This is a genomic window from Flagellimonas crocea, from assembly GCF_033441595.1.
Classification (GTDB): Bacteria; Bacteroidota; Bacteroidia; order Flavobacteriales; family Flavobacteriaceae; genus Flagellimonas; species Flagellimonas crocea.
Genome location: NZ_JAUZVX010000001.1, coordinates 220473 through 237972, shown reverse-complemented (window position 1 = coordinate 237972; position 17500 = coordinate 220473). Strand labels below are relative to the sequence as shown.

The 17500-nt window shown below is 41.7% G+C and carries 20 protein-coding genes; 18 read left to right on the top strand and 2 right to left on the bottom strand.

Annotation, left to right across the window (positions count from 1 at the left end):
• Positions 1–26 precede the first annotated feature (26 nt).
• The 5 genes from SD449_RS01105 (at position 27) to SD449_RS01085 (ending at position 4560) form a co-directional block, all read left to right on the top strand.
• Positions 27–2558, top strand: a complete 2532-nt coding sequence (locus SD449_RS01105; RefSeq protein ID WP_166247890.1) for a type IV secretory system conjugative DNA transfer family protein — start codon at positions 27–29, stop codon at positions 2556–2558.
• A gap of 85 nt (positions 2559–2643) precedes the next feature.
• The gene (locus SD449_RS01100; protein WP_067030363.1) at positions 2644–3042 is read left to right on the top strand and encodes a helix-turn-helix domain-containing protein; all 399 of its coding nucleotides are present in this window, start codon (positions 2644–2646) and stop codon (positions 3040–3042) included.
• A 42-nt stretch (positions 3043–3084) separates the two neighbouring features.
• A complete protein-coding gene (locus tag SD449_RS01095) occupies positions 3085–3582 on the top strand; it encodes an ORF6N domain-containing protein (RefSeq protein ID WP_067030360.1) in 498 nt (165 codons plus the stop codon).
• A gap of 101 nt (positions 3583–3683) precedes the next feature.
• Positions 3684–4091 (top strand): hypothetical protein, encoded by a 408-nt coding sequence (locus SD449_RS01090; protein WP_141673212.1) that lies wholly within the window; start codon positions 3684–3686, stop codon positions 4089–4091.
• 181 nt (positions 4092–4272) lie between these two features.
• Positions 4273–4560, top strand: a complete 288-nt coding sequence (locus SD449_RS01085) for a hypothetical protein (protein WP_067030354.1) — start codon at positions 4273–4275, stop codon at positions 4558–4560.
• A gap of 43 nt (positions 4561–4603) precedes the next feature.
• Here SD449_RS01085 and SD449_RS01080 read toward each other — a convergent pair whose 3' ends face one another.
• Both SD449_RS01080 and SD449_RS01075 read right to left on the bottom strand, forming a co-directional pair.
• Positions 4604–6901, bottom strand: a complete 2298-nt coding sequence (locus SD449_RS01080; protein ID WP_067030351.1) for a relaxase/mobilization nuclease domain-containing protein — start codon at positions 6899–6901, stop codon at positions 4604–4606.
• On the bottom strand, positions 6902–7288 hold the full coding sequence (locus SD449_RS01075) for a plasmid mobilization relaxosome protein MobC (RefSeq protein ID WP_116183697.1): 387 nt from the start codon (positions 7286–7288) through the stop codon (positions 6902–6904).
• Positions 7289–7548: 260 nt separating this feature from the next.
• On the opposite strand from SD449_RS01075, the gene SD449_RS01070 reads away from it, so the two are divergent.
• The 13 genes from SD449_RS01070 (at position 7549) to SD449_RS01010 (ending at position 17498) form a co-directional block, all read left to right on the top strand.
• A complete protein-coding gene (locus tag SD449_RS01070; protein WP_116183698.1) occupies positions 7549–7755 on the top strand; it encodes a hypothetical protein in 207 nt (68 codons plus the stop codon).
• 346 nt (positions 7756–8101) lie between these two features.
• Positions 8102–8782: a ParA family protein gene (locus SD449_RS01065; RefSeq protein ID WP_067030418.1), complete on the top strand. Its 681-nt coding sequence runs from the start codon at positions 8102–8104 to the stop codon at positions 8780–8782.
• A 9-nt stretch (positions 8783–8791) separates the two neighbouring features.
• A complete protein-coding gene (locus SD449_RS01060) occupies positions 8792–9256 on the top strand; it encodes a hypothetical protein (protein WP_067030415.1) in 465 nt (154 codons plus the stop codon).
• Positions 9257–9262: 6 nt separating this feature from the next.
• Positions 9263–9613 carry a hypothetical protein gene (locus SD449_RS01055; protein WP_147296617.1) on the top strand — a complete coding sequence of 117 codons (351 nt, stop codon included), beginning with the start codon at positions 9263–9265 and terminating at the stop codon, positions 9611–9613.
• A complete protein-coding gene (locus SD449_RS01050; RefSeq protein WP_166247889.1) occupies positions 9546–9905 on the top strand; it encodes a hypothetical protein in 360 nt (119 codons plus the stop codon). The genes SD449_RS01055 and SD449_RS01050 overlap by 68 nt, the downstream gene beginning before the upstream one ends.
• Positions 9906–9918: 13 nt before the next feature.
• Entirely contained in the window at positions 9919–10242 is a 324-nt protein-coding gene (locus SD449_RS01045) for a DUF4133 domain-containing protein (RefSeq protein WP_116183701.1), read from the top strand.
• Positions 10227–12761: a TraG family conjugative transposon ATPase gene (locus SD449_RS01040; RefSeq protein ID WP_116183702.1), complete on the top strand. Its 2535-nt coding sequence runs from the start codon at positions 10227–10229 to the stop codon at positions 12759–12761. Before SD449_RS01045 ends, SD449_RS01040 begins: the two co-directional genes overlap by 16 nt.
• Positions 12762–12771: 10 nt before the next feature.
• The gene (locus SD449_RS01035) at positions 12772–13389 is read left to right on the top strand and encodes a hypothetical protein (protein WP_116183703.1); all 618 of its coding nucleotides are present in this window, start codon (positions 12772–12774) and stop codon (positions 13387–13389) included.
• Positions 13390–13398: 9 nt separating this feature from the next.
• Positions 13399–14310: a hypothetical protein gene (locus tag SD449_RS01030; protein ID WP_116183704.1), complete on the top strand. Its 912-nt coding sequence runs from the start codon at positions 13399–13401 to the stop codon at positions 14308–14310.
• A gap of 46 nt (positions 14311–14356) precedes the next feature.
• A complete protein-coding gene (locus tag SD449_RS01025; RefSeq protein ID WP_067037738.1) occupies positions 14357–14974 on the top strand; it encodes a hypothetical protein in 618 nt (205 codons plus the stop codon).
• A gap of 19 nt (positions 14975–14993) precedes the next feature.
• Positions 14994–15989, top strand: a complete 996-nt coding sequence (gene traM / locus SD449_RS01020; protein ID WP_318308181.1) for a conjugative transposon protein TraM — start codon at positions 14994–14996, stop codon at positions 15987–15989.
• 4 nt (positions 15990–15993) lie between these two features.
• Entirely contained in the window at positions 15994–16956 is a 963-nt protein-coding gene (locus SD449_RS01015; protein WP_067037734.1) for a DUF4138 domain-containing protein, read from the top strand.
• 2 nt (positions 16957–16958) lie between these two features.
• The gene (locus tag SD449_RS01010) at positions 16959–17498 is read left to right on the top strand and encodes a conjugal transfer protein TraO (RefSeq protein ID WP_067037733.1); all 540 of its coding nucleotides are present in this window, start codon (positions 16959–16961) and stop codon (positions 17496–17498) included.
• The last annotated feature ends 2 nt before the right edge of the window (positions 17499–17500 follow it).

The following is a 17500-nucleotide window of genomic DNA, read 5'->3' as shown; positions in this document are numbered from 1 at the left end:
TTCATTCCAACCCTGAAGTTTTCAACATGAAGGACAAGAATCTGGCTTTTTCGGCAATGCTACTATCCGTGCTGGTATTTACGGTAATAGGTTTTACGGGCTACTATCCCATCCTGCAGGACCGGCAGTTGGATTCCAATCTTTCCGAAATAGTTTATCGGTTCTTGATGCGATTTGGACCCTTACAAAGCCCCCTGAAAAGCAGGGGATTGTTGGTGATGTGCATTTTTGGTGCGGTCTTGTTATACAACCCTAAAAAACAGGAAGGCAAATCGCTCTCCGGTGGCCTTTCGTATTTTGGTATGGGCTGTATGCTTCTTTTAATATCTGCATATTTTAAAACGAACCATATCGGTATGTTGTGGTTGTCCGCAGGTCTCTATTTTTTAGGGTTCCTATTTACCGTGTCCGGTACGGTTCATATTTTCCAAACGATGAATTTCGGCAACATGGTCGATGACGACCCTTTCAATGACCGGAACGAGATGTTTCGGCAAACGGAAAAACGTGTGGACACCGAACATTCGGTAAACATACCTTATGAATATAGGTATAAAGGGAGATTAAGAAAGGGCTGGATAAATTTTGTCAACCTTTTTCGCGCTTTGTTGATTATCGGTACGCCAGGTAGCGGAAAGTCCTTTGCCTTGATCGAGGAAATTATCGAGCAAATGATAGAAAAGGATTTTACCATGCTGCTCTATGATTTTAAATTCGACACCCTGAGCAAAATCGCCTACAACTACCTCAGAAGAAAAAGGGAACGGCCCGAAAATGACAAGGTCCCCCGAACCGTAAAAATTCCGGAATTCTACGTCATAAGTTTTGATAACATCGAAAAGTCGAACCGTTGCAATCCCATCGATCCGTATTTGATGAAGAACCAGTCCGATGCTGCGGATGCGGCCACCGTTATCATGAAAAACCTGAACAAGGATTGGATAAAGCGCAGCGATTTCTTCGCGAAGAGCGCCATAAGTTTCGTTTCGGGACTGATTTGGTACTTGAAGAAGAAATCCGAGGAATTGGGCAAGAACATATGTACGCTTCCCCACGCCATTACCTTATCCATGGTCAACATCGAGTACCTGTTGGAAATCATGATGCAGGACCTGGAGGTACGCACCTTGATGATTCCATTTAAGGATGCCATGGAAAGACAAGCGGGCCAGCAATTGGCAGGGCAGACCGCGAGCGCACAAATTTCACTATCGATGTTGGCCAACAAGGAAATCTACTATATCATGACCGGTAACGATTTTCGCCTGGATATCAACAATCCCAAAAAACCTAAAATCGTGTGTATCCAAAACAATCCTGACCGTTCGGAAGTCTACGCGGCCCCTATCGGCCTCTACATCAATAAGACCTTGCAAGTAGTCAATAAACCCGGGGGAAGACCGTTAGGATTGATTTTCGATGAAGTCCCGACTGTCTTTATTATGGGGCTTCGAAAGATAATCGATACCGGAAGGTCGCACTATATCGCTACCATATTGGGCATCCAGAGCGTCACGCAACTGATCGCGGATTACGGTAGAGAACTTGCGGAGGTTATATTCGACAATTGCTCGAACGTTTTCAGTGGGGCCGCCAAAGGAGAAACCGCAAGACGGATAAGTGAAATATTCGGTAGGATACATCAGGAAAAAAAGAGCAAAACGGTTTCCAATAACGACACTACGGTCAATTATAGTACCATTCTCTCCGAACTGCTGCCGAAGAGTAAGATTACGAGCATGTCCACAGGTCATTTTGGGGGAATCGTTGCCGACACCTTTGAAAATCCCATTGAACAAAAACTATGTTTCGGCCAGATAAGACCTAATATGGCCTCGAAGAAAATTCAAGGTAGATACGATATTCCCGTACATACCCATTTTAAATGCAAGAACCATAAAGAGTTGGTCGAAGGAAAGCTACGACTTATTGGGACCCTTGATTTTTTCGATAATGTCCATGCAATCGATTTCCAGCAATTGGACTATATTGATTTTTACAATGTATATCTAAAGGAGTTTGCCCATAAGCACTATTCCAATACCATAAAACGTATGCAGTTCATAGCATTGGTACGTGAACTGAAACTTTTTGACCACCTGCCCCGTTTGGAAGAGCTTTCAAGAAGGAAAACTTCAAAAGAAGATCTAAAGGCTTTCATTTTTAAGTTAGTGGACCGGATGTACATTGACAAGGAAATCGATAATGTGTTGGATATCAATTTTTTGAAAGTCATTAAGGATATCGATACTTTAGTTCAGGAGGAATATTTGATAAGCACGGGAAAGCAACTCGAATCCACCGTTTTCGATAAAAATAAAATGGGTGATCAGATCGGGGAATCCCTAGAGAAGGAAGAGGCCATCGCAGCGCATTTCATGAAAGAATATCGTAAGAAGCCGAGCAGGGAATTGGCAGATGCGTTCTTAAAGGTCCATCAAATCCCGACATTCGAAAAGGTGTCGGCAAGCCAGGAAGTGAATTTGTTCGCCGCTGCCGAACAAGAGGATCTGGAGGCTTTATATTCGAGTTTTCCGGTCGAAACCAAAGAAGAATAATGAATAGCAACTTAGCATAGCCTCAAATTCACCAATCAAGAATGCCGATAGCTGAAGTGTCATATAAACTAGTAAACTAAATAGTATGGAAGATATAGAAAAAATCATGAAAGGGTCAAAGAAGGACTTTGCTTACATCGGGGAGCGTTTGCGTATGATACGCGAAGAACTGGTCAAGAAGGACACCGACAATCAAATTACGAGTCAATTCTCAATGAAAAAACTTGCGGAGCGTTTTGATATGAATCCCATGACCATCGCGAACGTCGAAAGGGGAACCATTTCCCTTACCACTATAAAGCTGGCACTATATTATTATACGTTGGGCTATAATATGATGTGGATCTTTTCGTACGATAACGAGTTTATCGAAAAGCACAATATCGGCGAGAACGTGGTGTACCAAACGGATGTACAGGAGGAATATAAGGAATTGGAGTCCTCTATAGTGGATGCCTTAATGACCTTCAAGAAGAAAATTTAAAGAGGGGTATCACAATTTGTGATACCCCAAAACCGACCAAATATGACAAAGATCGTATCAGAAACCATTGCCGAAACAATCCATTATTTAAGGGGGCACAAGGTAATCTTGGATTTTTATTTGGCAAGATTATACGAAGTGGAAACAAGATCGTTAAAACAGCAGGTCAAACGGAACCTCGACAGGTTTCCGGAGGATTTCATGTTCGAGCTCAGCGTCCCTGAGATAGATGAACTGGTATCACAGAATGTGATACCCAACAGAAGTATTTTAGGTGGGGCCGTTCCCATGGCCTTTACCGAACAAGGGGTGGCTATGCTTTCCAGTGTACTTAGAAGCCAAAAGGCACTTGATGTCAATATCGCTATAATGAGAACCTTTGTCCAACTCAGAAAGCTTTTTCAATCGAACAAGGAGCTGGAGAAACAAATACTGGCTATGGAACGGAAATACGACCAGCAGTTCAAAGTGGTCTTTGACGCGATCAAAAAGCTTATCGTCAAAGAGACCGGGCCCAGAAAACGTATTGGATATAAGTAACCAGGTTACGATGGGAAATTTAAACTCGTGTACCAATTCAATATTTCAATGACTTTATATTTCAAACCAATAAAATGAAGCGTCCCGCAAAAAAGTTTACCATGGAAGAATTACTTGAGTTCGCCGATTGGTGTAGAAATGGATTGACCAATTCGGAATATAAATCCTTATCAAGTTCAGGACTTCTTTACCCAAATTGGCGTAAAAGTAAGGAAAAAGCCAAAGTTGAGGAAAATTTGAAACAGGCCAGACTATGGTTCAATGCAAGACCTGGGGATATTCTAACAGTAATTTCAAAGGACCCTAGATCAAAAATAGAGCTGGGAGAAAAACTCGTAGTCCAAAAGATATGGCACTCAATACGAGAACTAAACGACGAAAGAGCAAATGTCTATGATGTGAGATTAAAACGGACTAGAAAATCCTCGATAAAAAATATAAAAATCTCGGCATGGAGTGATGGAGTTTTGGTTAACTCCAACTGGCTTTTCGAAAAGTCAAGCTCTTAGGGATAATTAAAGAATTTGGGATATTTAGTTGAAAATAAGAGGCGCAAATAATCAATTTTTATTGCGTCCCCAAAATCATGACATTGGCTTCAACTTCTAAATTAACGACACTAGCCATGTTTTTTGAAACACTTTATTAATAAAATTCTCCGTGATACAAGGAGCTTAAAATAAGCAGGGTATGAATTCTGATGGTCTTTTAAATATTTACGAACAATACTACGAAGCTGAATTGAAATATGGGTTCTTCATCAAGGCGAAATCATGGCAATCCATAGGCCAGGTCATGTTCATAGCCGGAATTGACGAAGGGCAGCCCTTGAGAGGGGAACCACCCTATTTCAACAACCCAAAAGTTATCGTAAGACTATTCTATGCCGACAGTGTTTCGCAGATTACCGAGTCGACCACGTCGCGGGTCGTAGCTTTGGTGGATGGTGGTACTTATAGGTACCAGCCTGTTGTCTGAAAAAGTGTTTCGCCAAAACCAAATCCCGATAAGGTGTCTTTTCCTAGATAAATAAAGATTTATATTTCGAGTAGTCAGTAAACTCGTCCTTAAACCCGTTAAAGACGTCTTCTTCTTTATAATCGCCACCTAGAAGTGAACTGAATGCATAAACACTTTTTCGTAGCAATGAGGCCTGTTCGGCACTAACTTTTCGGTTTGACATCTCGATCAATTTTTCCCGTAAGCCGTTTTCCATATGGTACTCCATCGTTTCAGGATGTAAATTGGGTTGAATACCTTCATAGACCATTATGTAGGCAACCTTTCCGTACCACTGCTTTTCCATTAAATAAGAGACCCATAGGTTTTTAAGCTGCCCTCGTCCCTGCTTTTTTATACTATCCATGGCCGTGCGTTGTTCTTTCAGTACATCATCCAAATTTTTCAGGGAACTGAGATATTCATTAGTGTTTTTACGTAATGGAACACTGACCGGATATTTGGAATAGATGGATGCTACATGGATTTTATCTCCCCGTGCTTCAAAAAAGAAACCTCTGGCATTGAAAAGCCTTATATAATCGGTTGGGGATTTTTCAAATAGGATATTGAATCCTTCCATTGCCTTATGAAAGGCCTTTAAACTCTTTTTCTCGTAACCCGTTCGAAACGTTTTGGTCATGCTCCCATATAATTCCGGCATCAATATCGGCAGGAAAAATGATGTTGGATTTAAATCCATGGCTTTTGTGCTATCGTCCGCTGTTAGCATTTCCAACACCTTTTCATTTTGGTTGATGGACCCGGTGGAAATATAGGCTTCATCGGAATTGGAGGGAATTATTCCTTGCAATGTAAGGGGAATGGAATGTGTGCCAGAATTCAAAAAGGTAACGTTGCCGTGATGATATTTTAGACCTAACCCCCGTAGTAGATAAAATGCGATGTTCGTATCGTTGGTTATGTCAAAAACCGATTTTTCCAGCACCTTTTTAATCAACCCCGTCCTTATTTCCAGTTTTTTGATTTCCCTTTTCGATTCGGTCTTCGCGAATTCGGCTCGAATGTCATCAAACCTATTTTTAAGGGTCTTGGGCAACATTTTTCCGTTATTTGCACCTAGATAGTGGTTCAAAAAAGAATAGTGCTCAGTACGTGCTATAAGTGGCAGCAAGTCCTTAAGATTTCTGTTTACAACAAATTCCGACAATAGCTCCTTGCTTTTATTTGTGCCCAGATACGATTTGTAGAAAGCGTTCTTTATCAGTTTTTTGATTTCAAGGCTAAACTGATTACTCCCAATATCAATGTGGGTCTCGGAGGACTGGTCTCCACTCAATCGGGAATTATTGGGCCAATCGTGTTGCAGGCTTATCTCGGATGCCTTAAAAGTATATCCCGACTTATCATATATAATAAAGTCCGCCAATTGCCTATTCCTTCCATATAGTAGCTGACAATCGATGTTCTGATAAGATTTCAGGACATCGGGCAAATCCTCGGTCTTAATATTATTGAAGAGTTTAAATGTGGTCAGCAGTTGCTTTTCCAAACGTTTTTTGTGCATGGGTAAAAGCTTTGATTTGCTGTATTTTTCAAAGATGGTCCTTAGTTTTGGCCCACTCAGTTCAGGATGGACGACATAGCCGTTTATGAACTGGGTATTGTATTGTTTTTGGTTGTCGATGCCGTAGGCCACCCCTACCCTTCCGCTGGCATGGGTCATCGTCCTTACGACGATATGGTAAGGTTTTGCCAATCGCGCCAGCTCTTCAAAACCCCGAACTTTATATTTCTGCAACAGGCCGTTGATTACATCCTGCATATAGAATTTAGTCCCGTTATTTTCATCGACAGAAAGCTGTAGTTCGGGCAAACGGTACTTCGGAAGGTCCCTTTGAACCTTTGTGCCCGGCGAAGGAGAGAGACCGTATTTTTTCTCCAAAAACCTTTGGGTGGCTACATTTCTATGGTAATCGTTGCGCAAATTGATGAGCGTACCGGATTCGTTCACGGTGGTAGATACAAGGTGTACATGCTCATGGATGGTATCGCTATGGCGTACCACGACGTAGGGCTGTTCCCCGTATCCCATTTCATCCATATAATCCTTGGCAACCTTATAGAACGTTTTGTCGTCAAGATGCTCCCCATGGGGCAGGTTGAGGGTAATATGGGCATATCGACTGGCCGAATCATGGCGTTGGCCCTGAAAATGTAATGTATTCGCGAAAAATTTAGGGGTGGTGCCAAATTCCGATATCGTGTTCTGAAAGCCCAAAATGGTACTTCCGTTCTTTCCAAAAACATAGTTCAATACCCCATGTACGGTCTCGCGATATAGAATACGACCGATCATTTATGGTAATTTTTCACTTAACAGTTCCAAAATTTGCATCAATAAGGTATTCGTTTTTTCGATTTCAGCATCCAACTTTGCGGATGGGCTTCTCAAATTTTTGGCATGTGCAGTTGCTGTAAGCTGGTTTATATTGGTGCCGATCCTATTGATTTGATAAATGAGGTTTGCCGAAGGTCCGGGCAGTTTTTTGGTGTCCTCGGCCTGTTGTTTATCAAGTATCAGCCGCCTTAAAAAAGGGGCCACTACTCCCCTTTTGGTAAAATCGAGGTTGTAGGTTCCCATGGTCTCCTTGACCATTTGCAGTTCCGAATCATTAAAGCGGAGCACTATGCCATGTATCCGCTTTTTATTGCCTAAAGGTTTTCTGCCTGTTTTACGTGCCATTTCTCTGGTTTAACGGTATAACCGCATTTTTCACTTCGTTAGAAGTAGTAGTTTTAAGATACTTAAAACATAACTTGCGAAATTCTCTGAATTTCAATATACGAAATTATTACCGAAAGTAAATGGGATATTTAAGGTATAAATGTACCATCAAATTAATTATGGACATTATAACATCTTGGATAACAGCGAACGATTGTTTTTACCATCTTAAGTAGGGTTGTCAAGACAACCTATTGCCCCCATAACGGATTCATTTTATGATATGCACCATCTCAAATGATAATAAACGATACAGCAAACTTAAATACCGTGCCTGGGCAAAAAAAGTGCATGGGACTTTTTTGTCCCATGGGCTTTTGAGCGGTTCCGAGGATGCCAAGGAGGCCGATAGGCATTTCTTGGCTTCCACAGGAACAAGGGCTACACATTCTTTTGATTTTACCCATCGGTCATACTGTGTTTGAACCCAAAAATGCTCTAGATACAGCCATCCTATTTTTTCAAGATCATTATTTAAAAAATCGGTCCTATTTGCATTATTGGACCTTTATACATTTCAAGAAAATCATCGAAATATCATAAAAATAGATTCGTCCTTAAGCCAAATGAAACCACGTTGTGGATCCATTTAGATTCATTTGGCCTCATATGGTTTTAGCCCAAATTATTTTTCATAAACATCTAGTTATTAACAAATTATAATTATATATTTCTCAATAATTATATAATTAATTAGGGATTTAGGTCATTAAACAATGCCTTGATTATTTCATCATTTAACTAATTATTGAAAGAACTAAATAACGGATTATGGATACAAAGATTATTAGTGTGGTAGGCGAAAAAGGTGGTATCGGAAAAACGACATTGAACATTATTCTAGCTTCAAATCTTTTCTATGCAAAGCAGCAAAAAATTGTGCTTTTGGATGCCGATAATCCTCAATACTCCATCTACAAAAAACGGAATCGGGAAATGGAAATGTTGGATGCCGAAGAAAGGGCAGGTTTGGAACTTTATCCTATTGAACCAGTAACCGTTCAGAATCTACAGGATGCCATCCTGAAGTACTATGGCCAAGTGGATTATATAATTCTCGACCTTCCTGGCAGTTTGAATGTAGAGATGGTCAAAGGGCTAATGTATGTGGAACATGTTTTTGTGCCCTTTGACCATGACGAACTGGAAATAGACAGCACTTCACACTTTTATTTCACGTTGAAAAATAATTTCCTTGATAATGAAGAGCGTGTATTAAAGAGCATCCATCTTTTTTTCAACAAGTACAAGCTGGTCAAAAGAAACAAGTTTGCGGTGCTGCGCCAGCAATTTAAAGAGGCGGGTATTCCCATGATGACCAGTGTAGTCAAGGACAAGACCATCTACAAGGAAAGATATCGGAATACACTGTACCCCATACCTGAGCATAAAGAAAGGGGCGAAAAAGATATCAAACATTTCTTTGAGGAAGTAAGCCAACTAACAAAATAGCGCAATACTATGAAAAGAGGAAAAAAAGTAAATACACTAGGTCTGATCCAAAAAATGGCGGAACAGAACAAAGAAACCGTGAATGTGCTGAAGACCTTGAAAAGTGAGCGTTCGATTGAGGAAACGCCGAGTGGGTCCAAACAACATTTTGAGCCTAAAACCGTTAGGAATACGAAAGAAACCGCAGTCATTGAGAATCATAAAGGGATGACATCCAAAAATTCTTCAATGACCGACGAGTACCCGGTTCGACAATTTAAATTGTTCCTACGCACGGAAAACTTTCGCGATAGAAAGGAATCCTTCGTGCTTTCCTTAAGTAAGGACTGCATGGGAAAATATGAAAAATTGGCACAGGGGGCATCCTATAAATTGGACATAAAAACCCATCGCAATGACTTGATAAGAAAGGTTTTGGAAGATTTTATAGATAAAAAGTATAGAAAACTGATAAACATAATAGAACAAAAATAGAAAACTTTGAGCAGCTACTGGTACATATTGATAGGTTTGGCCCTAATCTATTACGGGTATGTTCTGTGGGTGCTGTTCAAGAAGAAAAAAACGTCAAAGAAAAAAGATTCAAAAAATATTGCTTTTTTGCATTTAAATAATATATTTGCATATAAGTCAGATAATGAACAAACTGATTTGGAAGCTGTACTCGACCAGATGACCGAAGTGGAAAACACCTCGGAACTTCTGGAAGCTTTTAAAGAGGGTTCATTGGAAGATGATGCAAATTCCTTAACTCGCAAAAAGCATGAAAAACTCAAAGTTATCCGCAATGAGGATACGGCCGAGAACAATGGGCCGGATTCCGAAACCTGATCCCATTATCCTATTCCTACTTCTGGTCTGCATTCCCATATGTTTCTACGGCCAGTTTGACCAACTCCTGCAAGAGGCGCAAGATTTCAAGAACGACTCCAAAAGCCTTTCCCGTGAAATCATAGATATTATCAAGATTATAGCGGGCACGGCACTTGGTATTATGGCCTTGGCCTATATCTATATCCGTAACCAACAGACGGATCTTGCGGATAAACTTGGAAAGGCCATTATTGGGATAGCCATCTTTTTTGCCATGATCGCCATTGGCGAGGAAATTGCCAACATCTAAATTTCCTTACGTCATGGAGAATAATTTTATCCCGATCAGGAAAGGGCTGCAAAAGGATGTCCTATATCGAGGCCTCAAGGCAAAGTACATTATGTACTGCCTTTATCTTGGCCTGGCAGCGATTATACTGGGACTGGTCCTATCCACTTTTATTCCGATGGTATTGGCCATGTTAGCGATCGTCATCGCAATCGCCATCATATTCCTCGTCCTTCTGTTCTACTCACGAACCTACGGCGCCAATGGGTTTGTCAAAAAAATGGCAGATGCCGCCAAACCCGATTCCATAAAAATATCCAATACATACGAAAACCTATTGCTATGGAAAAACAAGTAGCACTTTGGGACGCGTTCCCTATTTACGGTTATGAGAGAAGGGCATTGATATCCAAAGAGAAGGGTTGTTTGACCGTTCCCCTAAAACTTGAATTACCCGAAGTATATACATTGGATGCTCTGGAATATGGAATGCTTCAAGAGCTGTTTTCCAACATCATCAATGTCTTGGGCCCGAATAGGCTCCTACACCGGCAGGATTTCTTTCTTCAGGAAAATTATACTCCGAATTCCCAAAGGCTACGAGGCGATATGTTGGAACGCGCCAACGAAAAACATTTTGAGGACCGCCCTTATTTGGTCGGCAGCCATTATCTATATATCAGCGTTGTTCCCAAAAATTACATTACCTATGGTTCCAAACGGGCGAACTCGTTCTTGGGCAAAAGGCGGGAATTCTATTTGTCGCATACCGTTCCCGAAGAATTCATCGATAGCGGAATATTGAAGGAGTTCGAAAATCAAGTGGAGAATGTCGACAATTTGATTAATTCGAGCGGTCTGATAAAGTCCGAACTATTGGATTATGACGATTTGTTTTCCCCGGATGGGCTATACCCCAAATATTTTGGCATTTGTGAAGAAAACGCCAATCTAACCGATGTGGATTTCGCCAACAACTCCATAAATATTGGCAGTAAGAAGGGGCAATTTTTCACGCTGGAAAATTTGGATCAGTTCACCAAAGAGCATGTAGGCACCCATGAGCTATATGGAAAGTTCACTACCCGTCATAATCGTTTCCCTATCGGCAATCTGTTTTCTTTGGGTTTCAAGGTGCCCCATGAACATATCATCAATCAATATATCCACATACCGGATCAGGAAAAAGCACTTTCCAGCCTACGGAAAAAAGCGAAAAGCTTCCAGCGCTTCAGTACCGGAAAGAAAGATGACAGTAACGCGATATACGCGGATCAAATATTCGACTATACCAAAGATATCCTTGAAAACCACAAGGAAACGGTCTTTTACCATCTCAATGTATTCGGGTTCGAGGACGACCGGAGCAGGCAAGGGCAAATGGAAAACTCCATTTCTTCCGCCTTTAAAAAATTGAAGATCAATGCAAAGAGGAACAGTATAGATAGGAAGAATCTGTTTTTTGCCGGTGTCCCTGGTAATGCTATTGGCATCCCGTTCGAGCTATACCTACCCATGCCGAGCGATATGGCCTCCTCCCTACTCTATTTTGAAGGCGGCTATAAAGATTCGTCGAAAGCCGTTGATGGGCTGCGTACGGTGGATAGAATCTCCGGCCGGCCGCTTACTGCCAGCTTGTATCGAATACCTGAAGAAAAAGGTTGGATATTCAATCGGGGGATGTTGGTCGCCTCCGGGTCGGGCGGCGGCAAATCCTATTATGTCAACCATTACATCGCTTCCGAACTGAGGCAAGGCGGGGAGGCCGTTATCATCGAGGACGGCAATTCCTACGATAAACTTACCGAGGTATTTGGTGGCATAATCCTGCAGCATGATGATGACCGGCCATTTACCTTCAATCCTTTTCTTCTGGACAATCACGATGTTGTCGAGAACCGCACTCGGAGCAAGACTTTGGCCGAAAGCAAACTGCTGCACCTTGTAACGCTTCTCAAATTGATTACGGGTAACAGTAAGGATGTCACAGGTTTGGAAGTCGCAAATACCGTTATCGAACTTTTGGTTACGGGTTATTACGAGTTAATGTGGCAAAGCGGTAATACAAATTTCAGGTTTGACACTTTCTATGAGTATTGCAGGAATCATATAATAGCATTTATTGGAACCAAAGAAATTCCGAAGGAAAAATTCGATGCCAATGTGTTCCTCTTCCTGCTGGAAAAGTATTACACAGGCGGGCCGAGAGGCGAACTCTTGAACAAACAGGACGATAGGATTACCAGACTAAGCGATGAAAAAGTGGTGTACTTCAAATTGGGCAAACTGATCGATAACGAGCTGCTGTTTCCCATCACTGCGCTGATGATAATGGAGATCTTTAACAAGAAGATGCATGACCTCGCCAAACTGTCCATAAATAAAATATTGGCCGTAGACGAGGCATGGAAGGCCTTGGTAAGGCCCGAACTGGTACACTATTTCAACAGCCAATCAAGAATGGCGCGAAAACTGGGAGGCCAGCCTATTTTTATTTCCCAAAAAGTAAGTGACTTTATCTCCTCCGAAATCATCAAAAATGCCATTGTGGTCAACTCGCACATCAAGGTCTTCCTGGACATGCGGGACTTTGCCCAATCCTTCGATAAGATACAGACCGTTATGGGTTTAAACGAGAAACAAAAACAGCTTATTCTTTCCATCAATAAGGATTTACCGAAGGACAGAAAGTTCCGTGAGGCCGCGTTCTGTTGGATGGACAAGGTAAAGGTCTACGGCTTGGAAACCTCTTTGGAAGAGAAATGCATTTACGAAACCAATCCGACCGAGAGCGGTAAAATTTTGGAACTGTATAAAAAGAATCATAAAAATTGGGAGTTGACCGCAAAGGCCTACGCCTTTGAAAATGCTCCATAAAACTAAGACTATGAAAAGAACATTTGTATTAATGGGTTTGCTTTTTCCATTGGCGATCATTTCCCAAATTCCGGTTACCGATGCCGCGACCAACGCCAGCGTTGGAATGGTAAACAGTCAACTGATGAATATCAACATACAGCTAAAGGCCGTCAACAAAAATCTTTCCCGCCTTATTAACCTGATGGAGAAAAACAACAATGAAACCTTAAAATCGAGAAAGATCCTTAAAGAAGAGCTGGAGGCCAAGAAACAGGCACCGGCCTATGTGACCAAATCGACGGACGTTAGCAGGACCATCGACTTAAAAACCAAGATTTTGGAGGCGTATCGCACTTCCAAACAGACCGTACAACAATTGGAACACTTGAATCGAAAAGAAAGGCAGGAGTTTTTTGGCTTTGCCGCGAACGCTATCCTTGAAACCAAAAACCTTTTTAAACAATGCAACGATATCCTGAAGACCAAGGCGATAATCCTACCCGAGGAACGCCTAAAGAAAGTGAACGGAATCAACAGTGAACTGGAAAGTATTCTCGATAACCTGATAGTCTATAACAACAAACTTTCACGGACCAATGCCTTCAGAAAGTCCAGAAGCACACTGATAAATATGAACAAAGAATAAAAAGAAACCATGCAGATTACGGACAAAGGAATTCGGGAAACGGTCAACGAGCTTTTTGACCAATATATTATTGACGCTTTTGAGGTGGTCGATCCCATTATAGGTATCGGGCAACAATTCGCCTATATCGGTATCGGGCTTATCGCACTGGGCGTGTTTCTGAACGAAGAAAAAAGAGCGAACATTCTTGCTTACCTCAAATGGGTGCCTTTGGCCATATTGCTTTTGAACTACGAAGTGGTTATCCTGACCATATACGAGTTTTATCAAACGGTCGGAACAACTTTTAAAGCCAACGATATTTCGTGGGACGTACTTCAAACGAAGATTTTTATAGCACAGATGGAGGCCCTTGAGTCCGAGGACGGCACATGGAGCTTATTGGCTTTGGATTCGGAAGGACTTGCATCCATCGCCTTGGGATTTGTTACCTCTACGGCCACGTCGATTGCCTCGTTCATATCGGCCGTTGTATTTGTCGGCATCAAAGCCATGTCGGTAATCTACCTTTTCGTCCTGATCATATTTGGCCCGTTGAATATCGGGCTGTCATTCATTCCTGTCTTTTCGGGGATGTGGAAAGCTTGGCTACAGAAGTTTATGAGCGTATGCCTATGGATACCCATGCTATATCTGATCGACAATTTTATGCTCAAGATTCTCGATAATCTTATACAAACTTTGCTATACGACGGAGAAGCCAATTTGGGCCTGGTGCTGACAAGTGCCCTATTGATGTTAATGAACGTATTCGTATACCTCAAGGCACCGGTCTTGTCCAACTTTATTGTGCAGGGCATGAACGTAAGCGCAAGCCAACTAAAAGACAGGACAAAACATTATGCCAAAAAAGCCGCACAGACAGCGGTCGATGCAAAGACGGGCGGAGCTACAAAAGGCGTAAGAACTTTGATACAATAATCCTTTCAACGATCAAAGAAGAATTTAAACGAACACAGAAGAACAGATGGACGGTAAATACAGGATTTTCAACGATTTAAGTAGGATTCGTAGCAATAGCAACAAGGTACTATATGTATCTTTAATTCTTACGTTCGTCTCGACCATCCTCAATATCTACTATACCTACAGAACGAACGAGAGTGCCAGGAACAGTTTCTATCTGCTCGATAAAGGCCAGAAATTGGCCGTAGTCAGAATCAAGGACTACAAGCGGGCGGTAGATATTTTATGCGAAGGCCATATTGCAAATTTCCATGAACTCTTCTTTGCCTTGGAACCTGATTTGCGCCATATCAAAAGAAATATTGAAGGCAGGGCGCTTTATATGGGCGATCATTCGGTACAGCGATTGTACAATAGGTTGATCGATCAAAGTTATTATGAGGATATAGCCAAAAGTGGCTATTCCATCGAAGTGGAAAAGGATTCGATTTTAGTGGATTACTCACGCTATCCCTTTCCATTTCGGTTTGTCGGAAAACAACGAATCTTAAAAGATGGGAATGCGGAATATCGAACCTTGATCACAACGGGGTTTATCGAGGAGACCAAATCGACACCGAACAATTTGAACGGTTTAAAGATCCTCAGGTTCGATGTTTTGAACAATACGGATCTGTAACCACCAACCTATGAACAGTATGATTGAAAAGTTTAACCATTGGATACGGCAGCATAAGCTGTTCGCTATTTCTGCACCCATAATCGTGTTGCTTACGGTATTTTTTATCACGACCAGTATAAGTTCTGTGCGGAACCATGGGAAAAACGATTTGGATAAGGATGGTTACAACAATTTCCTGCCGGACCAAAAGAAGGAACTTAAGGTCGAGGAACCAAACGATATCTATAAAAATGCTCAACAAGATTCTTTGGACGCCCAGAAGAATAATGGACTTTTCAAAAGCATTCTCCACTCAAAAAAAGAAAACGATTCACTGGAACGCCTCTTGGAAGAACTGAACAATTTTTCATTGGACGAAACGGCTTCGCAAGATATCGATGATGAAAACACCCTCGACCAAAACACTACAACCCCCGAATATGTTACAAAAAAGAGCGTAGCCAAAGAAAAACTGGAATACAGGAAGTTACTGATGGAAGCTCGTGACGAACGTCTCTCGCGAAGTCAGGACTATTCCGCACCTTATATGGAATCACCATCTACAGTTACCGTGGAATCAATAAAATTTGATGCGTCAATATATCGCGATCAGTTCATACTGCCCGGTAATCGTGTAGTGCTTATTTTAAGGGAAGATGTGCACTATAATAACAAGCGATTCCCCAAGAACACCTTTGTGTATGCCAAATCGAACTTGCAAGGATCTCGGGTTCTGTTGGAAGTAACCAATATCGACAACGTAAAGATACCGCTAACGGCTATCGACCAAGAAGATGGAATGGTCGGATTACACAACGAAAGGGCAGGTGAACTGCTGAATGAATTTAACGCAGAGATCCGACAACAAGGAGTCAATGAACTTTCCGAAGCGGCAGGAGAAGTTTCTGAAACACCACTCGGTCGAAACCTTGTCCGCTCCTTCGGCAACTTTTTCCAGAAGAAAAAATACAAACAACAGGATAAAATCTTATTGGTCAATGGAGACCGTGTTTTTTTGGTGCCCAAAACCTAAATGAATGGCTAAGAAAATACTACTCATATCAACATTTATTTTCGCTTCGGCATGTGCCGCACAGCGTTATAGCGACACTTTGGAAGTGGCTAGAAACTACAAGACCATTTTGATATTTCCTGAAAATATTTCTGAAAGTATTATCGGGAACGATTTTGGGTTTATAGCAGACCTGCCAAAAGCTGAGGGAAGTAAATTTCATGGAAGGATCTTAAAGCTATATTACGATGAACTTGCCACGGAGGAAAAAAACTTTACGAACCATACCGTAATTACAGAATCGGGCCAAGTCTATGATTTCATTCTTGAACTGACCGAGCGACCAAAACAGTTCACTTGGTACATCAAGCCCGAAATGGCCATTACCAATATTGATGGAACAACAAGAAATGTGCAAAATAACAATAACGCTTCTGAGGGTACTACATCAGAAAACAAAGAGAATGAGGCGGTAGCCATATCAACGGCTAAACCTGCAAAAACTTCCGACAATTCCATAGACAGGGCAACCAAAGAGCTTTACGAAAAAGATCCAATGGAATACTATCGTCTTCGGTGCTATTATATGCAGTTTGACAGGGCCAGAATCAGTCGCTATTTTGCACGGTTGGATAATGTTTTTCTTTGGCTCAAGGGGGTCTATTACAACGAGGACGAACTCTATTTTCAGTTTCGGATCGAGAATAAGGAAGGGCTTGATCTGGACATCAATTTCATCAAGCACCAAATCGCCACAAATTACAGGAACAGTAGCAGCAACCAGCGAATGGAACTAAAGCCCCTTTTTACCTACAAACAGCCCAAAACGGTGGCCGGAAAGAGCGAGAACCATTTCGTGGTGGTCTTTAAAAAATTCGCATTGGACGAAAAAAAAGAGGTGGTCGTGGAATTGGACGAAGAATCGGGCAACCGAAACCTGTCCCTGAAAATCGGGCATGAAATAATCAACAACCCAATACACTTTTGAACATGAAAAATTTATTATTCATAACCGCAATAATAGCTTGCAGTTCAATTCATTCCCAGGAAGGCAATTATGCTTCATCAATCGGGGTCAGCAGCGGATATGCCGAAGACGGTTTTGGCATTATGGCAACCTATAATTACCACTTGAATCGAAATCGGTATGCCCAGTTGAGCGTATTCGCCGCCATAGCGGAAGACCGAGGTACGTTCACGATTCCCTACAACATATTCACGGTACAACCTGGCTATTTCTTTAAAATTCTGGAACAAAGAAACTTTAAACGTTATGCGCTCAATATCGGGGGTGGTGCCATTATCGGTTACGAGGTCATCAACAATGGCAATAGCCTCTTGGAAACGGGTGCGGTCATCGATGCCAAGAGCCAGTTTATCTACGGAGCCTATGTAGGGCTTGAGGGCGAGCTTACCCTGAGCAATGATTTTTCCCTCTTGGTCAAGGCCAACGAGTATTATCATGTAAATAGCGATGTGGGCAATTTCTATCCCTATGCAGGTATCGGCCTTCGTTATTTTCTGTTTTAAAA